Raw genomic sequence first — 16,985 nt, 5'->3', positions numbered from 1 at the left:
AAACAACCCAATCAAGATGTTAAATTTTGAATTTAAAAACCCGACCAAGATCATTTTTGGAAGAGGGGAAATAAAAAAGATAAGTAAAGAAATCCCTACAGGTGCTAAAGTATTGGTGCTTTATGGTGCTGGTAGTATCAAAGCCAATGGCGTGTATGACCAGGTAATGGATGCATTAAAAGGTTTTGAAGTATTGGAATTCTCTGGAATCCCTGCAAATCCTGAATATGAAGTGTTGATGCAGGCACTGAAAGTGATCAAAGAAGAAAAGGTGACTTATATGTTGGCTGTGGGTGGTGGTTCTGTGATTGACGGGGTGAAATTCCTTTCTGCAGCAGCATTATATGATGGAGATACCCCTTGGGATATCCTGACACAAAACATCAGAACCGAAAAAGGTTTGCCTTTTGCTTCGGTACTGACTTTACCTGCTACAGGTTCAGAAATGAACTCTGGCGCGGTAATTACCCGCAAGGAAACTCAGGAGAAACTGGCTATGGGCGGTCCTGGTTTGTTCCCTGAATTCTCTATTCTTGATCCGGAAGTGATCAAATCTATCCCTAAACGCCAATTGGTAAATGGGGTAACGGATGCCTTTACGCATGTTTTGGAGCAGTATATGACTTATCCTGCAGGTGCGCATTTACAAGATCGCTTTGCAGAAAGTATCATGCAAACGCTGATTGAAGTAGGTCCGAAGGTGATTGAAAACCCTGGAGATTATGAGGCTGCAGCTAACTTTATGTGGTCTTGTACGATGGCCCTGAACGGATTGATTCAAAAAGGTGTACCTACCGATTGGGCAGTACATGCGATGGGTCATGAGTTAACGGCTTTATTCGGTATCGACCATGCGAGAACTTTGGCCATCATTGCGCCAAGTCATTACCGTTATAACTTTGAAGCGAAGAAAGAAAAACTGGCGCAATACGGTCAGCGTGTATGGGGAATTACTTCTGGTAGTACCGATGATATCGCTAACGCGGCAATTGCCAGAACGGAAGATTTCTTCCATTCGATGGAAATCAAAACAACACTTTCTGAATATACCGATGATTTCGAGGGAACTGCACAAAAGATCGCGAAACGCTTTACGGAAAGAGGTTGGTTAGGTTTGGGTGAACATAAAACCCTTGCGCCATCAGACGTGGAGAAAATTGTAGAAATGAGTTATTAAAGTTTAAAAGGCGGTCATACTGCCATTTTTGACCGCTGATTTTAAGATGCCGGGTTGCTGAATTGTTCAGGAATCCGGCATTTTTGTTTTAATAACCGGCTGATGATTCAAGGAACTGAGTTTTTCTTAAAAACCCCTTAACAGCCGAATTCAGAAATAATTCTGGATATTTGGCGATAGCCCTTCCGGAAGATTCCAGCAGGGAAATAAAGCAGGATAAATATGGACTTGTTATTAGTTGAAGATGATCTTCGTGTTTCAGAACTGATCAAAAGAGGATTGGAGGAACATGGCTATCAGGTAACGCTGGCTTATGATGGCCTGATGGGCAAGAAATTAATGATTGCGAATCGGTATGACCTCATCATTACTGATATTGTGCTTCCGCAAATGAACGGGATTGAACTTTGTAAGGAGATTCGTGGCGTATGGCCGGAGCTACCTATTATCATGCTCACTGCATTGGGGACAACAGAAGATAAACTGGATGGCTTTGATGCCGGTGCTAACGATTACCTGGTGAAACCCTTTGATTTCCGCGAACTTCATGCGCGCATTAAGGTGTTGCTGAACCGAAATACCGGTACTTTACAGGTGCCAATGCTTACTTTGTTAAAATATGCAGATCTGGAAATGAACCTTCAAACGAAGGTGGTAAGCCGCATGGGAACGGAAATCAGCCTGACTCCTAAAGAGTTTAAGTTACTGGAATATATGTTGCGCAATAAAGAACGGATGCTGTCCCGCACAGAAATCGCCGAAAAGGTATGGGATACCCATTTTGATACGGGTACCAATTTTATTGATGTATACATGAACTACCTCAGGAAAAAAATTGATAAGAACTTTGAGAACAAATTGATTCATACCCGGACAGGAATGGGATTTATTTTTAAAGAACTACTATGAAAATCCGCTATAAACTGACCCTTCTTTTTACCCTGCTTTTTACGCTGATCATCTGCGCTTTTGCTGCTTTTATCTATTATTCTTCGGCAGAGAACAGGGAAGACGAGTATTACAAGCGGTTAAAGCAACTGGCCATCACCAAAACCAATCTTTTGCTGGATGCTAAAGTAGCACCAGCCGTTTTACAGTTAATCTATAAAAATGCCCCAAACTCTTTGTTTCAGGAGGAAGTAGCAGTTTATGATACCTCATTTCATTTATTGTACCATGATGCGGTCAATATTGATAAGATCAAAGAGACCAAAATGATGATCGCCGAAATTGTAAGCAAAGGGGAGATTCAATTCAATCAGGGCCCCTTGCAGGCCGTAGGTTTCTTATATCCCTACAAAGGAAAGGATTATGTGGTTACTGCGGCTGCAAAAGACGAATATGGACTGGCAAAACTGAATCAGCTCCGCTTTATATTGTTGCTCTCTGTATTGGGCAGTATCGTGCTGACCGTTTTCGCGGGTTATATTTTTGCTAAAAAGGCTTTGAAACCGGTAGCAGAAATGGTGGATGAAATTGAAGAACTGACCGCCAATAACCTGGATCAGCGGCTAAAAGTGGAAAATAGTAAGGATGAAATCGGGGAACTGGCCGTCACTTTTAACCGTTTACTAGACCGGCTGGAACATTCTTTTGATGCACAAAAAGAGTTTGTCTCCCATATTTCCCATGAACTGAGAACACCTCTGGCTACTGTCATTGCGGAACTGGAAATCTCACAAAATAAAGAGAGAACTGCGCCAGAGTATCAGAAAGCCATTGAACTGGCCTTAAAAGATGCGAGAAAACTAGCACGGTTGTCGACCAGTTTACTAGATCTGGCCAATGCCAATTACGATCAAACGGAAATTCGCTTCCAGGAATTGCGCCTGGATGAGGTCTTACTAGATGCACGGAACGAAGTTTTGCAGCATGAGTCCGACTATAAAGTGAACCTTATTTTTGACCAGGAGGCCGAAGATGATGATTTCATTTCTATCCAGGGAAATGAACATTTATTGAAAATCGCCTTTATCAACCTGATGGAGAACAATTGTAAGTTTTCTGAGTATAAGGAGGCGAACGTTGCGATTTCTTATTACCAGGATAAAACCATCCTCCGGTTTTCCGATCAGGGAATCGGGATTTCCGAACAAGACCGGCTACGCTTGTTTGATCCCTTTTACAGAGGCGAGAACCACTATTATGCTGAAGGAAATGGTATCGGTCTTGCCTTAACCAAAAAGATTATCGGCCTACACCAGGGTGATATTTCCGTGATTTCTGAAAAAGGAGCCGGCACAACCTTCATCGTTACTTTAACACACGTTTAGCGCAGGGATTCCTTCCTCAAAACACCTCGCTCTAATCACTTTCTAATCATTTTCTAATGTTGCCCTAACTGCCTTTCTGAGGGGCTTAGGGTACTTTTGTGGCCTGATAAATCAACAAATCATATGGACAAGCCTCCGTGTTATAAGCCATTAATTATTCACCCTCCTTCCTCAGCCTAGTGTTTTTGATACTTTCCTGAAAAGGAAAAATATTGAAAAGCAATGTTAAGTACATTAGACTTCAGCAGCCGTTTATTACTGGCGCTTACTTTAGGCGCAGGTATTGGCATAGAGCGCCAATGGCACCAACGCGTGGCGGGTTTACGGACGAATACCCTGGTCTCTCTAGGTGCCGCAATTTTCATTACCCTCGCCGTAAAAATCGGTGGTGACGCCAGTGGCAGGGTCGCTTCTTATATCGTAAGCGGCATTGGTTTCCTCGGTGCCGGTGTGATCATGAAAGACGGAACGAGTGTGCGCGGTCTCAACACCGCCGCCACTTTATGGTGTTCCGCAGCCATTGGTGCACTTTCCGGGATGGGCTTCTTTGCGGAGGCCATCATCGCTGCCACGTTCATCATCCTGGCACATCTGGTCTTGCGTCCTGTAGGTCTTAAACTAGGAAATTACTCCTTTTTTCCTAAAAGTGAATCTGCACAAACCGAGTATCTGATTTCGATCAAATGTAAGGAGCTTGTGGAGAATCACATTCGCGTATTGCTGTTGCAGCATTTAGGGAATCACGAAAAACTAATGTTGAGGGCGCTGACCAGTAGCGATAATGGTGATCCGGCCAATGCCATCATCACTGCGGAGCTCCTGGCCGTAGGAAATCAGGACGAATTAATGGAGAAAATGGTGAGCAGGCTCACCATTGAAGCGGAAGTAATGCGGGTAAGCTGGGAATTAACAGGACAACAATCAGAGTTATGAAAAGATTAAAATTGAAACATCCAAATGCAGCGACCGACTTTGAGGAGGCAGGTGCAACGAAACTGAGAAATGTGGCCAGAACGGAACCTGTTTTCTTCTATGCCATGTTAAATAGCGGAAAAGAAGGCTTAGGGCCGGCAGCAGTTGCAGAGAAAAGAAAACTATTCGGTTGGAACGAAATTGCCCATGAACAAACAGCCTCCTGGTACGTTCAGCTATTTAGCGCCTTTTTAAACCCTTTTATTGCCGTGTTGGTGTCATTAGCTGTTCTTTCCTTTATTATTGATGTAGGACTTGCAGAAGCCGCAGAGCGGGATTATAAAACGGTCATTGTAGTTGGGCTGATGGTGGTGTTGAGTTCTTTGCTGCGTTTCTGGCAGGAATTCAGTAGTAACCGCGCTGCGGAAGCCTTAAAAAGCATGGTGAAAACGACGGCTACGGTATTGCGAAAAGGCCCCGGAAAAGAAGAACTGGATTTGAAAGCACTGGTACCCGGAGATCTGGTATTCCTGAGTGCAGGGGATATGGTGCCTGCAGACCTTCGTCTGATCCAGTCTAAAGACCTTTTTGTGAGTCAGGCAATGCTGACCGGGGAATCTCATCCTTTGGAAAAAAGGGCTGATCCTATCCCTGATGCCGATCATAAATCTCCTTTGGAGCTGGATAATATCTGTTTTATGGGCACCAATGTGTTGAGTGGAACCGCTACCGCAATGGTAGTCAACACCGGAAACCTGACTTATTTTGGGGCTGTGGGGACTGCAATCAGTGGTAAACGCACAGCAACCAGTTTCGATAAAGGGGTCAATAAAGTGAGCTGGTTACTCATTCGATTTATGCTGGTGATGGTGCCTTTGATTTTTGTGGTCAACGGTCTTACCAAAGGCGATTGGTTTGAAGCTTTGCTGTTTGGTATTGCGATGGCGGTGGGTTTAACCCCGGAAATGCTGCCGATGATTGTGACCGCCAATCTGGCCAAAGGCGCGAAGAATATGAGTAAGCATAAAGTGATCGTGAAAAGGCTGAATGCCATCCAGAACATTGGTGCCATGGATATCCTTTGCACTGATAAAACTGGTACACTGACCTTGGATAAGATCATTTTAGAGCGCCATTTGAATGTTTTTGGAGAAGATGATGATGAGGTTTTGAAATGGGCCTACCTGAATAGTTTCCACCAAACCGGATTGAAAAATCTACTTGATCTGGCAGTGTTGGAACATGTGGAATTGCACGATTACCTGAAGGTAAACGAGCATTACAACAAAGTGGATGAGATTCCTTTTGATTTTCAGCGCAGGAGGATGAGTGTAATTCTGGAACAGCAGAACGGAAAGCAGCTCCTGATCTGTAAAGGGGCCCTGGAAGAGATGCTAGACCTCTGTACCCATGCTTTTGAGCCGGGAGAAAACCACCGGTTACACCTGGAGAATGATGCGGTAGTGCCGATGGATGCCAGGATGCGGGATACGGTGTTGCGAACTTCCAGAAAACTAAATGAAGATGGATTGAGAGTATTGCTGGTGGCGATCAAAGAATATGAAACCAGACCCTCCAATTACACCGTTGCAGATGAAAGTAAACTGATTTTAACCGGCTTTATTGGTTTTTTAGATCCTGCAAAACCTTCTGCCAGACCCGCTATTGAGGGCTTACAGGAACTTGGGATTACGGTAAAAGTACTGACTGGGGACAATGATGTGGTGACCAGAAAGATCTGTAGAGAAGTTGGAATTCCATGGCAGGAAGTGCTACTTGGCCAGGAAATGGATCAGATGGAAGAGGAGGAGCTTGCGGGTAAATTGCAGTCTGCCAGTATTTTTGCTAAACTGAGCCCTGTTCAGAAATCCAGGATTGTGAAAATGTTGCAGGCACAGGGGCATACGGTAGGTTTTATGGGCGACGGTATCAACGATGCTGCGGCCTTAAGAGCTGCTGATGTAGGGATCTCTGTAGATACTGCTGTTGATATTGCCAAAGAGAGTGCCGATATCATTCTCCTGGAAAAAGACCTGATGGTATTACGGAAAGGGGTGATTTATGGGCGCCGTACCTTTGGAAATATCATTAAGTACATCAAAATGACCGCCAGCAGTAATTTTGGCAATATGTTTAGCATGTTGGGCGCAAGTGCGTTTTTGCCTTTCTTACCCATGTTACCCATCCATCTGCTGATTCAAAATCTGCTATACGATGTTTCTCAGATTTCTATTCCCTGGGACCGCATGGATGAGGACTTTTTGAAGAAGCCCCAGAAATGGGATGCCGGAGGTATCCGCAGGTTTATGGTCTTTATCGGGCCCATCAGTTCTATCTTTGATTACGCCACTTTTGCAGTTATGTTTTATGTGTTTAAGGCGAATAGTCCGGCACACCAAAGCCTGTTTCAAACCGGCTGGTTTGTAGAAGGATTATTGTCTCAAACGCTGATTGTTCACATGATTCGTACCCGTAAAATTCCCTTTATTCAGAGCTGGGCAACTGCGCCGGTAATGGCTTTAACTACCTTGGTGATGCTGGTTGGAATCGCAATTCCTTTTACGCCATTTGCCCCGGTATTGAAGTTAACGCCCTTGCCACTTGCCTATTTTCCATGGTTGATTTCCATCCTGATTGCCTATTGTCTGTTGACGCAGTATGTGAAAGTTTTATTCATTAAAAAGTTTAATCAGTGGCTGTAAGTGTCTGATTATGTTTTAAATAAAAAAGTAGATATTTCGTTGTTTAGTCCTTGTAAACATGGGTTTTAGCGATTTAGGTGTTGAAAATCTCCTGAGATCAGACCATAGTTTTTTCTATAAATGCCAGGGACTGGGTTTTGCCCTGCTCTCCTGGCATTTGTTTAAGTTTTGAAATCTTTATGTTTTTAATTGGATAGCAGTATCTTTGAAACCATGTTCCATATTTTCCTACACTTCCTGGTACCTGCAATAGTGGCTTTTCTTTTTTACAGGAAGAGCCTGGTTAAATCCTGGCTGATCATGATGGCTACCATGGCGGTGGATCTGGATCATTTATTGGCAGTGCCGATTTATGATCCTAACCGTTGTAGTATCGGGTACCACCCTTTGCACTCCTACTACGCCATTGGGGTATATGTGATTCTGCTTTTCTTTCCAAAAACAAGGATTGTTGGGGTAGGTCTGGTGATCCACATGATCCTTGATTATCTGGATTGCTTTATGTAACCAGGGTGCTGTAATCAGATCTGAAAGGGTAATAAACCGCTTTATAAAAGTGGAGATAGCAAACGCGCTACTTTTTCCGGTAGCTGCACCCAGGCAGACCTTGCGGTCCAGGCGGCGGCATCGATGAGTCTGGAAACCTGGAGGTCATCTTCAAATGCGGCTTTGAGTTGCTTCGCGATTTCCCCATCATAAACCACGGTATTTACTTCAAAATTAAGTTCAAAACTACGTTCATCCATATTTGCGGTTCCGACAAAGGAAAGTTGTTCGTCAATCACCATGGTTTTGGCATGGATGAAACCTTTTTGATACTGATAGATTTCTACCCCCACATCCAGTAGTTCCTGATAATAGGAGCGGGCTGCGGCAGCAACCCAAACGGAATCTGATTCAAAAGGAACCAGCAGTTTGATGGTTACTCCACTGAGTGCAGCTACATAAAGTGCATCTAATAAGCTGATTCCGGGGATGAAATAGGGGCTGGTGATCAGGATCTCCTGATCTGCCATACCGATGGCCTGGATCAGATTGAGCAGGATGGTGGGATGGTCTGAATCGGGACCACTGGCTGCGATTTGTAAGTCGACTTTCCCCTGAAGGTTCTCCTCAAAATTGAAAAACTCCGGTTGTATAGCTAAATCTTCTTCGGCACAAAAGTTCCAGTCGGATATAAAAAGGTGCTGTAGGTAGTGTGTGCCGGTTCCTTTGATTTTTAAGTGGGTATCTCTCCAGAACAGGCGGTCGTTGTATTTAGGGTCGTTGATATACCTGTCGCTGATGTTGATGCCACCTGTAAAGGCGATATTGCCGTCAATGATGATGATTTTTCTGTGGTTTCTATAATTGAGACGGTTGGCCAGGGCAATAAAGATCACCTTGTAAAAAGGGAAAGCCTGAACCCCGGCTTTTCTAAGTTCAGGAACCAGTTTCTTTCTAATCGAGCGACTCCCAAAATCATCGTAGATAAACCGGACCTGTACGCCTGCTAAAGCTTTTTCAATTAAGATGTCTTTGATTTCATTGCCAATCTTTTCATCCTCAAAAATGTAATATTCTAAATGGATATGGTGTTTTGCATCACGTAAGGCCTGTAATACTTTCGGGAATTTCTGTTCTCCGTTGATCAGCAAGGTCACCTCATTGTTTCCGGTTAGTCCGCTGGTATTGCTGTTTAATAGTAATTGAGCAAGCTTTTTAAACTTCTGAAGAGCTGGCTTCATTTCTTCAATGGTTTTTTCCGAATTCTTCATGATCCTGGAAGTGACCCTTTGAAGTTGTTTTTCATCGGAGATGATCTTTTTATTGTAGATCTTCCTGACCCTGTAATTGATGCCAAATGAAAAGTAGATGACAACGCCTACGATGGGTAAAAAAACAGCAAGCAACAGGTAGGCCAGGGTTTTGCTGACGGATCTGGTATCATAGATGATGCGGAGACAAACCGCAATAATGAAGAGTACGTAAGCAATTTCAAAAACAAGAATCCATTTCATAAAAGGGGCAATTTACATTATATACCGAAATAGGTAGGTTTTGTTTGGTCTATGGGAAGATAACTTATAATAATTACAAATGTTTGCCCTGCTATGTTAATCGTGCTTCATCTAAATCTAATTGATTTTCCTGTTTACGAATCTGTTCATCACTGAACATTTTTTCTTTACGCAATTGGTATAGTTCTTTACGCTGGATGCTGTAAATGTCCATCAAGACGGTATTGTACCGGGCGATTTCTACCTTTTCAGTAGTATCACATTCCAATGATTCCAATTGCTGGTTGGTAATGGAAATATCGCTTTCCAGTTGTTTCTTTAAAAATCCGATCAGTTCATTTTCTGTGGCATCAGTGGCAAATTTCTCATTCAATCTCCGCAGTGCAGCCTGCATCAGTCTCAAACGAATACCAGCTTCCTGTTCTCCCTCAGGTGCAAAATCTTCAATGTCTTTGATCCCCGTCCACTTAATGACCATAGGTAAGGTGAGTCCCTGAAAAACGAGGGTCACCAGGATCACGATGAAGGTGATAAAAAGGATCAGGCTGCGGTGGGGGAAAGCTTCGCCACTGCGCAATAATAGGGGTATAGAGAGTGCGGAAGCTAAAGATACGACTCCTCTCATTCCTGCCCAGCCTACGATGACGGATCCTTTCCACAATGGATTTACAGGATCAGCACGTTTCGTATTGCCAAGCCAGACGGGGATATAGGCCAGCAGCAGGGTATACAGCAGGCGGATGATAATGATGGTCATACTGATGATCAGGCCATAATTGATGGCTTCTGTGATGGCGTAATTACCCAGACTTTCCATGATTACGGGAAGCTCTAAACCGATCAGAATAAACACCAGGCCATTTAAAACGAAGGCCAGAGTAGCCCAGACGCTGATGGCCTGAATTCTGGAGGCGCTATGGGAAAGGATTTCATGCGAGCGGTAAGAGAGAAATAAACCGCCGGAAACGACGGCCATGACACCGGAAAAGTGGAAATGCTCTGCGGCGATGTACATAAAATATGGGGTCATTAAAGTGAGGGCGGCATCAATGCTGGGAGTGGTAGGCAGGAAACGGTGCACAACATAGACGATATGGGCAATGACCAGGCCAATCAGCACGCCCATTCCAGCGGATAGGAAAAATTGTCCGATGGCCTGTTCCATAGAAAACTGTCCGGATAATATGGCGGCCAGGGCAAATCGGAATACAATTAAACTGGAAGCGTCATTGATCAGGCTTTCGCCTTCGAGCACAGTGGTTAACCTTTTTGGGATTTTGATGTGCTTCAGCACGGAGTTCGCGGCAACGGCATCCGGTGGAGAGATGATCCCACCTAAAAGAAAGCCCATGGCTAAAGTGAAGCCGGGAATCATGGCGGTAGACACAAAAGCGACGATAATTGAAGTGAAAAATACGAGGCCAAAGGCCAGCATTGCTATGGGGCGGCGCCATTTCCAGAAGTCATTCCAGGAAGTATACCAGGCAGATTCATACAGTAAAGGGGGAAGAAAGATCAGGAAGACCATTTCCGGTTCAATCTCAATTTTGGGGATTCCCGGAATAAAACTGATGCCTAGTCCGGCGATTACCAAAAAGATAGGGTAAGAGATTTTTAGCTTTTGGGCCAGCATAGTCAATAGGAATACGGCGAAAAGAAGCACCAATACCAGGAGGAGGGTTTCGCTGAACATAAGCTCGCAGATTAGTTTTCAGGTGAACAATCTAAATAGCCCTCAATATAATAAAAATCTACTCCTGCTGCTTTAGAATAAATTCGGTTTTTTAAATGCGTGGTTTGTCATTACAGGCTGTAATTACAACTAATTACTTGCGTTTTGTTGTTTATTTGACGAAATTTAGGTTGGGGAATTTCTGAATTATGGAATAAAATCCTTTATGATGAAAGAGATAAGGAAAAGACCAGGGTTAGAGGATTTCTTCCTCAATGGACTGGAAGATATTTACCATGCAGAACGAAACTTTATGAAATGTTTTGCTGCATTGGGTATTGCTGCCGCGCATGAAGCGCTGATGGAAGTGTTGATGGTTAACATGCAGACTACAGAGAAGCACCTTGGACATTTATCCGCGATTATGGAGCGGTTCGACAGAGATGGTAGCCATGGTAAATGCGAAATTGTTGGCTGTTTAACAGAGAAAGCTGCGGAAATGATCAGGGACCTGGAAACGGGATCGCCATTAAGAGATGTTGCTTTGATTTGTCTGATACAGATTATTCAGCATTATAAAATTGCCTGCTACGGAAATCTGATGTCTTTAGCGACTGAATTACAGCACCATAAAGTGAAGATACTCCTCGAAGAATGCCTGCTGGATGAAAAAAGAACCGATTTGTACCTCACAGAGATTGCCAGAAATTTTATAAATCCGGCAGCAAAATAACATATCTTAAATTTTTTATTAGTTTTTTACGAGAGATTGGAAACAATAGAATTGATCCGGTGTTAAAGATTTACATCTATCTGTCTATGTTAAAGGGGGTTGTTTTTGGAGTAGAGGTAAAAAAAGGTTTTGTTTTTTTACTGGTAGCTGCGGCATTTTTGTGTTCTTGTGCTGTAAAACGCCCTAAAGAATCGGTTATGTCCGAAACTTATCGTCCGGATGAAAGCTGGAGAACAGCCGCTGATGTTAATGAAAATGCTGCTCAGGTTAAGAAAGCTGCTGCGCTGGCCAGGGAAGTTGCGAAAGAGAAGGAAGTGAGTCGACGCCAGAATGATTCTGCTGAGGTTTTTAAAAGCTATTTATCGGAAGACCGTAGCCGTACGGCATATCCCCAATGGCTGGATAGCTTGTATCAAAAGCAGCATTATAAACCCTTTTTGCTGGAAAGAAAAGGCTTCAAACCAGCATTAATTGCGGAGTATCTGAGGAATACTGAGCTTCATGGTCTGGATACCAATTATTTCTACCTGAGGGAAATCGGATCGCGGATCAGAGATATGGAAGAGCAGCAGGAGAAAAATTCCAGCTTAAAATATCGGGAAAAAGTAAAACTGGAGCTATTGCTGGCTGCTGCCTTGCTAAAGTATAGTCAGGCCATGCAGTATGGCGTCATCAGACCTGATAGTCTCGATAAGAATTATTTCCTCAAAACGGAGGCGCCCGACAGCTCAAAAATAATGCAGGTTTTTAGCGCCTCTGATCTGTTTGTTTTTCTCGACAGCATACAACCCTCATCTGCAGCCTATCTCTCCTTACAAAAGGCGCTTACAGCAGGTATTGGCGCTATCAACAGGAATAAAGCCGATGCGGCACAAGCGATTAAGTTAAATATGGAGCGTTTGCGCTGGAAGAATAAGCCTGATGCCCCGAAGTATATCAACGTTAATATTCCGGATTATACCTTAGATGTCATAGAAAAGGGAGCAGCTGTTTTGCAAATGAAAGTCTGTGTGGGAGAGGGCCGGACGGATGCTGATCCGGAAGGGACCAAAGAGACCCCTCAGCTGAACAGTACGATTTATAGTGTTCAGGTGAATCCAATATGGAATATTCCGGCCAGTATCGCCCGGAAAGAGATTTCCAGGTATGCAGAGAATGATCCTTATTACCTTAGCAACAATGATATCGACGTTTACAAAGCTGGTAAGCGGGTTTCTTCTCCGCAAAAGATAGACTGGGCTACTGCTGACATTTCACAATATACCTTTAAGCAACGTCCGGGCGAACAGAACTCGCTGGGCAAAATCAAATTTATCTTTAACAATAACAGCAGTGTTTACCTGCATGATACCCCGGCAAGGTCTGCATTTAAGAAAAAGCTCAGGGCCATTAGCCATGGTTGTGTGCGGGTAGAAAAACCGAAGGATCTTGCGCTTGCTTTATTTGGTCCCGGGAAAACCTTCGACCTGATTAAAACCGCCATGGATCGTTCTTATCCAAGAGCCAAATACATCGGTTTACCGGTAAAAATTCCGGTTTACCTGACTTATATTACCGCCTGGATGGATGATAAAGGGGTGTTGCAAATCAGAAACGACATCTACGGACTGGATCTGCTGCTGTATAAAGAGATGAAAGCCCGTGAAATGATTGCGGAATAAAAAAATCCGTCATCTAACAGATGACGGATTGAGGTATCAAGGGTTCATAAACCCGGATCAATTTAAGCGCTAATATCCTGCATCAGCATTGATTTCATTGGCACGTTTGAAATGACGTTCAGACATGCGTAAGGATTTAACGGCAAAATCCCTGATTTTATAATCACCGGTTACACTCGCTGATTTGTAAAGGTCAATTGCTTTGGCATTGTCTTTAATCATCATGCCGATATAGTGTTTTTCAAAGGCAGCAACTTCCATTACTTTAAGTTCATCAATGTGTTTCTGAGCTGCTTCAGGAAGTGCAGTGGGTAAAGCAACCTTTTTGCTTTCCGCCAATGCCTTTAAATTAGCGGCTGTTTTAGTATAGTCTTTCACCATTACTTCCGCATATCTTTTGATCAGTTTATTGGTAGATTTTGTTGCGGCAAGCTTTCCTAAAGCGAGTTCCATATTCACATCCTTTGCTGCTTCAACAAGGAAAGTGCCGATACCTTCCCCTCTGTCTATCGCTGCGGTATCAGGAATAACCTCTGCAATGGTAGAATCAGTAGTGGCAGCATTGATCTTATCTGTATTCCGGCAAGCGGAAAAGGAGACTGCCACCAGGGTGAAAATAGCTAGTAAATGTTTGTTTTTCATAGTGCTTGATTTATAGTTTAGCGTTAGTGTAATTACAACTCAGCAACTGAAATGTTTTGAGGAATTGAGAAATTAAACGGTGGATGAGGGAACTGATTTTCTCTGGCCGGGCAGCTGAAACTTTTTAAGGGCAGGGATGTTGTTTTTTTATACCAGACCATATAACAATATCACATGAAAAATAACAAAGGAAACTTTTTTGAGAAAGCGTCGACTAAGATCACCAACTGGACCGGGAGTCCGGTGGCATTTTGTACTGCATTTCTTGTGGTGATCGTATGGGTGCTTTCCGGACCTATATTTGACTACTCAGACACCTGGCAACTGGTGATCAATACCGGAACTACCATCATTACCTTTTTAATGGTCTTCCTGATTCAGAAAAGCCAGAACAAAGACTCCAAGGCCATTCAACTGAAATTAAATGAGCTGATTGCAGCCAGCAGACATGCCAGTAACCGGATGGTTGCTATTGAAGACCTGACAGAAACTGAGCTGGATTTGCTGCATAAATACTATCAAAAGTTAGCAGATGAGGCCGAAGCCGAACTGGATATCCATAAATCACACTCTATTGATGCGGCAGTACGAAATCATAAACTGAAAAAGAGTCATATCGCAGCGGGGGAAAAAGAGCCGGAAGAACCTCAGGTTCCGAAGAAAAAATTAAAGAAGTCGGATACCACCTCCTGATTTGGCTTGTATTTTTTTGTTTACATATTGATGATCCTGCTTATTAAGATTCATTCTTGATTCAGCTATTTGCATATTTAGGATATTTTTATAATATTAGATCATCAACCATTCAACCAAATATATGAGTGAATTTCAAATCAAAAAATCGTCTACCGTCTACGATGTTGTTATCGTAGGGTCTGGTGCAGGCGGAGGTATGGCCGGCTACGTGTTGGCTCATGCCGGTCAAAAAGTACTGATGCTAGAAGCTGGTGCTTATTTCGACCCAAGAATCGACGCACAACAGTTAAAATGGCCTTGGGAATCCCCAAGACGCGGCGCAGGAACCACGAGACCTTTTGGCGATTTTGACGCCTCTTATGGCGGTTGGGAATTAGATGGCGAGCCTTATACACAAGCATCAGGAAGTGAATTTGCCTGGTTCAGGTCAAGAATGTTAGGTGGAAGAACCAACCACTGGGGAAGAATTTCCTTAAGAATGGGTCCATTAGATTTTAAATGTAAGGATGGACTAACGGATGACTGGCCTATTACGTATGAAGAGCTAAAACCTTTTTATGATAGAATTGACCGCCTTTTGGGGATCTATGGATCTGTAGAAGGAATCGAAAATGAGCCTGATGGAATCTTCATGGCGCCACCAAAACCAAGGCTAAATGAGTTGTTCATTAAGAAAGCAGGAGAAAAAACCGGCGTAACGGTGATTCCTGGTAGGGGCTCCGTGTTAACAGAACCTTTAAAGGATAACAAAGACCGTGCACCTTGTTTCTACTGCGGACAATGCGGACGTAGCTGTAAAGTGTATGGCGATTTCTCTTCTTCTTCTTGTTTAGTGATCCCAGCGGTGAAAACCGGAAACTTAACGGTGATCACTGATGCGATGGTTAGAGAAGTTTTGGTAGATAAAAACGGATTGGCTACCGGCGTTTCTTATGTGAATAAGAAAGACGGTTTTGAATATCAGGTATCGGCTAAAACAGTGATCCTTGGTGCCAGTGCCTGTGAGTCTGCGCGTATTTTGCTAAACTCTAAATCTGCGGCTCACCCTGGTGGATTGGCTAATGGAAGCGGTATTGTAGGTAAATATCTGCATGATTCTACCGGTGCCAGCTTAAGTGGATTTTTGCCTCAACTGATGGACCGTAAGCGTTACAATGAAGACGGTGTAGGTAGTGTGCACATTTATTCACCTTGGTGGTTAGATAATAAAAAACTGGATTTCCCTCGTGGTTACCATATTGAATATTGGGGTGGTATGGGTATGCCAGCTTATGGATTTGGTGGTGGTACTGCCAAATTAAACGGTATGGTCCCGGGTAGAGACGGTAAAATGAAAGAAGCAGGTGGTTACGGTGCATCGTTGAAAGACGATTACAGACGTTTCTACGGTGCTTCGGTAGGTATGGCCGGTAGAGGAACTGCCATCGCCAGAGAAACAAATTATTGCGAGATAGATCCTAAAGTGGTCGATAAATACGGTATCCCGGTATTGAAGTTCAATTACCAATGGGCAGATGAAGAAGTGAAACAGGCGAAACACATGCAGGAGACTTTCCAGTCGATGATGCATGCGATGGGGGCCATCATTACTTCTGATATCCCTGGTCCGGAAACGAATTACGGTTTAGAGGCTCCGGGAAAGATCATCCATGAAGTGGGTACGATCAGAATGGGCGATGATCCTAAGAAATCAGCCTTGAATAAATGGTGTCAGGCACATGAGTGTAAAAACTTATTTGTGGTAGATGCAGCGCCTTTCGTTCAGCAAGGAGATAAAAATGCAACCTGGACCATTCTTGCGCTTTCTATGAGAACTGCGGAATACATCCTGGATCAAAAGAAAAAACAAAATATTTAATCTGTTTAAAGCAAAGAGAAATTATGAACAGACGTGATTCGTTAAAGGTTTTAGGACTAACCGCTGTAAGTTCCGCCATATTATTTGATGCCTGTAAACAAGGTGAACCTAAAGTTGCCGCAACTGCTGAGGCTGGGGAGCATCCGGGAAGAGAAGAATGGGAAGTATTAAGAGATAAAACGCTGATGGAGGAAACGTTCTTTTCTCCGCATGAAATGGCAACTATTGCCGTTCTTTCTGACATCATCATCCCTAAAGATGATAAATCAGGAAGTGCAACCGAGGCCAAAGTGCCGGAGTTTATTGAGTTTATCGTGAAAGATATGCCAGCCCATAAAACGCCAATGAGGGGCGGATTAAGATGGTTGGATATGCAATGCCTGAATCGTTGGGAGAAGCCATTTAAAGACCTTCCTCAGGAGCAGAAAATTGAAATGGTAGACCAGATTGCCTATCCTAAAAAAGCAAAACCAGGTATGGAACAAGGCGTTGCCTTTTTTAACCTGATGAGAAGTTTAACGGCTTCCGGATTCTATACTACAGAAATGGGCGTAAAAGATATCGGTTACGTAGGTAACGTTCCTAATAAATGGGAAGGTGTACCCACTGAGATCTGGAAACAATACGGTTTTGAAAGTAACTCTTAATCGGTAACGTTT

14 protein-coding genes are annotated in these 16,985 nt (G+C 43.4%); 11 read left to right on the top strand and 3 right to left on the bottom strand.

Annotated elements, in window-relative coordinates; all coding sequences use genetic code 11:
* The first annotated feature begins 16 nt into the window (after positions 1-16).
* The 6 genes from R2Q66_RS17000 (at position 17) to R2Q66_RS16975 (ending at position 7,571) form a co-directional block, all read left to right on the top strand.
* Complete coding sequence (locus R2Q66_RS17000; RefSeq protein ID WP_316751174.1) at positions 17-1,177, top strand: iron-containing alcohol dehydrogenase; 1,161 nt, start codon at positions 17-19, stop codon at positions 1,175-1,177.
* A gap of 222 nt (positions 1,178-1,399) precedes the next feature.
* A complete protein-coding gene (locus R2Q66_RS16995) occupies positions 1,400-2,086 on the top strand; it encodes a response regulator transcription factor (RefSeq protein ID WP_316751172.1) in 687 nt (228 codons plus the stop codon).
* Positions 2,083-3,450, top strand: a complete 1,368-nt coding sequence (locus R2Q66_RS16990) for an ATP-binding protein (protein WP_316751170.1) — start codon at positions 2,083-2,085, stop codon at positions 3,448-3,450. The genes R2Q66_RS16995 and R2Q66_RS16990 overlap by 4 nt, the downstream gene beginning before the upstream one ends.
* A 222-nt stretch (positions 3,451-3,672) precedes the next feature.
* Positions 3,673-4,383 (top strand): MgtC/SapB family protein, encoded by a 711-nt coding sequence (locus tag R2Q66_RS16985; protein WP_316751168.1) that lies wholly within the window; start codon positions 3,673-3,675, stop codon positions 4,381-4,383.
* Positions 4,380-7,064 (top strand): magnesium-translocating P-type ATPase, encoded by a 2,685-nt coding sequence (mgtA, locus tag R2Q66_RS16980; protein WP_316751166.1) that lies wholly within the window; start codon positions 4,380-4,382, stop codon positions 7,062-7,064. The genes R2Q66_RS16985 and mgtA overlap by 4 nt, the downstream gene beginning before the upstream one ends.
* 213 nt (positions 7,065-7,277) lie before the next feature.
* On the top strand, positions 7,278-7,571 hold the full coding sequence (locus tag R2Q66_RS16975; protein ID WP_316751164.1) for a DUF6122 family protein: 294 nt from the start codon (positions 7,278-7,280) through the stop codon (positions 7,569-7,571).
* A gap of 41 nt (positions 7,572-7,612) precedes the next feature.
* Here R2Q66_RS16975 and cls read toward each other — a convergent pair whose 3' ends face one another.
* Complete coding sequence (gene cls / locus R2Q66_RS16970) at positions 7,613-9,064, bottom strand: cardiolipin synthase (RefSeq protein WP_316751163.1); 1,452 nt, start codon at positions 9,062-9,064, stop codon at positions 7,613-7,615.
* A gap of 91 nt (positions 9,065-9,155) precedes the next feature.
* Positions 9,156-10,757, bottom strand: a complete 1,602-nt coding sequence (locus tag R2Q66_RS16965) for a Na+/H+ antiporter (RefSeq protein WP_316751161.1) — start codon at positions 10,755-10,757, stop codon at positions 9,156-9,158.
* Between the two features lie 205 nt (positions 10,758-10,962).
* On the opposite strand from R2Q66_RS16965, the gene R2Q66_RS16960 reads away from it, so the two are divergent.
* Positions 10,963-11,469 (top strand): DUF892 family protein, encoded by a 507-nt coding sequence (locus tag R2Q66_RS16960; protein WP_316751159.1) that lies wholly within the window; start codon positions 10,963-10,965, stop codon positions 11,467-11,469.
* 197 nt (positions 11,470-11,666) lie between these two features.
* On the top strand, positions 11,667-13,130 hold the full coding sequence (locus tag R2Q66_RS16955; RefSeq protein ID WP_316751157.1) for a L,D-transpeptidase family protein: 1,464 nt from the start codon (positions 11,667-11,669) through the stop codon (positions 13,128-13,130).
* A gap of 69 nt (positions 13,131-13,199) precedes the next feature.
* Here the strand turns inward: R2Q66_RS16955 and R2Q66_RS16950 are convergent, their stop codons facing one another.
* Positions 13,200-13,772, bottom strand: a complete 573-nt coding sequence (locus R2Q66_RS16950; RefSeq protein ID WP_316751156.1) for a DUF4142 domain-containing protein — start codon at positions 13,770-13,772, stop codon at positions 13,200-13,202.
* A gap of 174 nt (positions 13,773-13,946) precedes the next feature.
* On the opposite strand from R2Q66_RS16950, the gene R2Q66_RS16945 reads away from it, so the two are divergent.
* The 3 genes from R2Q66_RS16945 to R2Q66_RS16935 all read left to right on the top strand — a co-directional run bounded on the left by R2Q66_RS16945 (position 13,947) and on the right by R2Q66_RS16935 (position 16,973).
* On the top strand, positions 13,947-14,465 hold the full coding sequence (locus R2Q66_RS16945) for a low affinity iron permease family protein (RefSeq protein ID WP_316751154.1): 519 nt from the start codon (positions 13,947-13,949) through the stop codon (positions 14,463-14,465).
* A gap of 124 nt (positions 14,466-14,589) precedes the next feature.
* The gene (locus tag R2Q66_RS16940; RefSeq protein WP_316751151.1) at positions 14,590-16,326 is read left to right on the top strand and encodes a GMC family oxidoreductase; all 1,737 of its coding nucleotides are present in this window, start codon (positions 14,590-14,592) and stop codon (positions 16,324-16,326) included.
* 23 nt (positions 16,327-16,349) lie between these two features.
* Complete coding sequence (locus R2Q66_RS16935) at positions 16,350-16,973, top strand: gluconate 2-dehydrogenase subunit 3 family protein (protein ID WP_316751149.1); 624 nt, start codon at positions 16,350-16,352, stop codon at positions 16,971-16,973.
* Positions 16,974-16,985: the final 12 nt, after the last annotated feature.

The organism is Pedobacter gandavensis (assembly GCF_032677645.1).
In the GTDB taxonomy this organism is placed as follows: Bacteria; Bacteroidota; Bacteroidia; order Sphingobacteriales; family Sphingobacteriaceae; genus Pedobacter; species Pedobacter gandavensis_A.
Note: the sequence above shows the minus strand (reverse complement) of the source record. Positions and strands in the feature narration are given on the sequence as shown.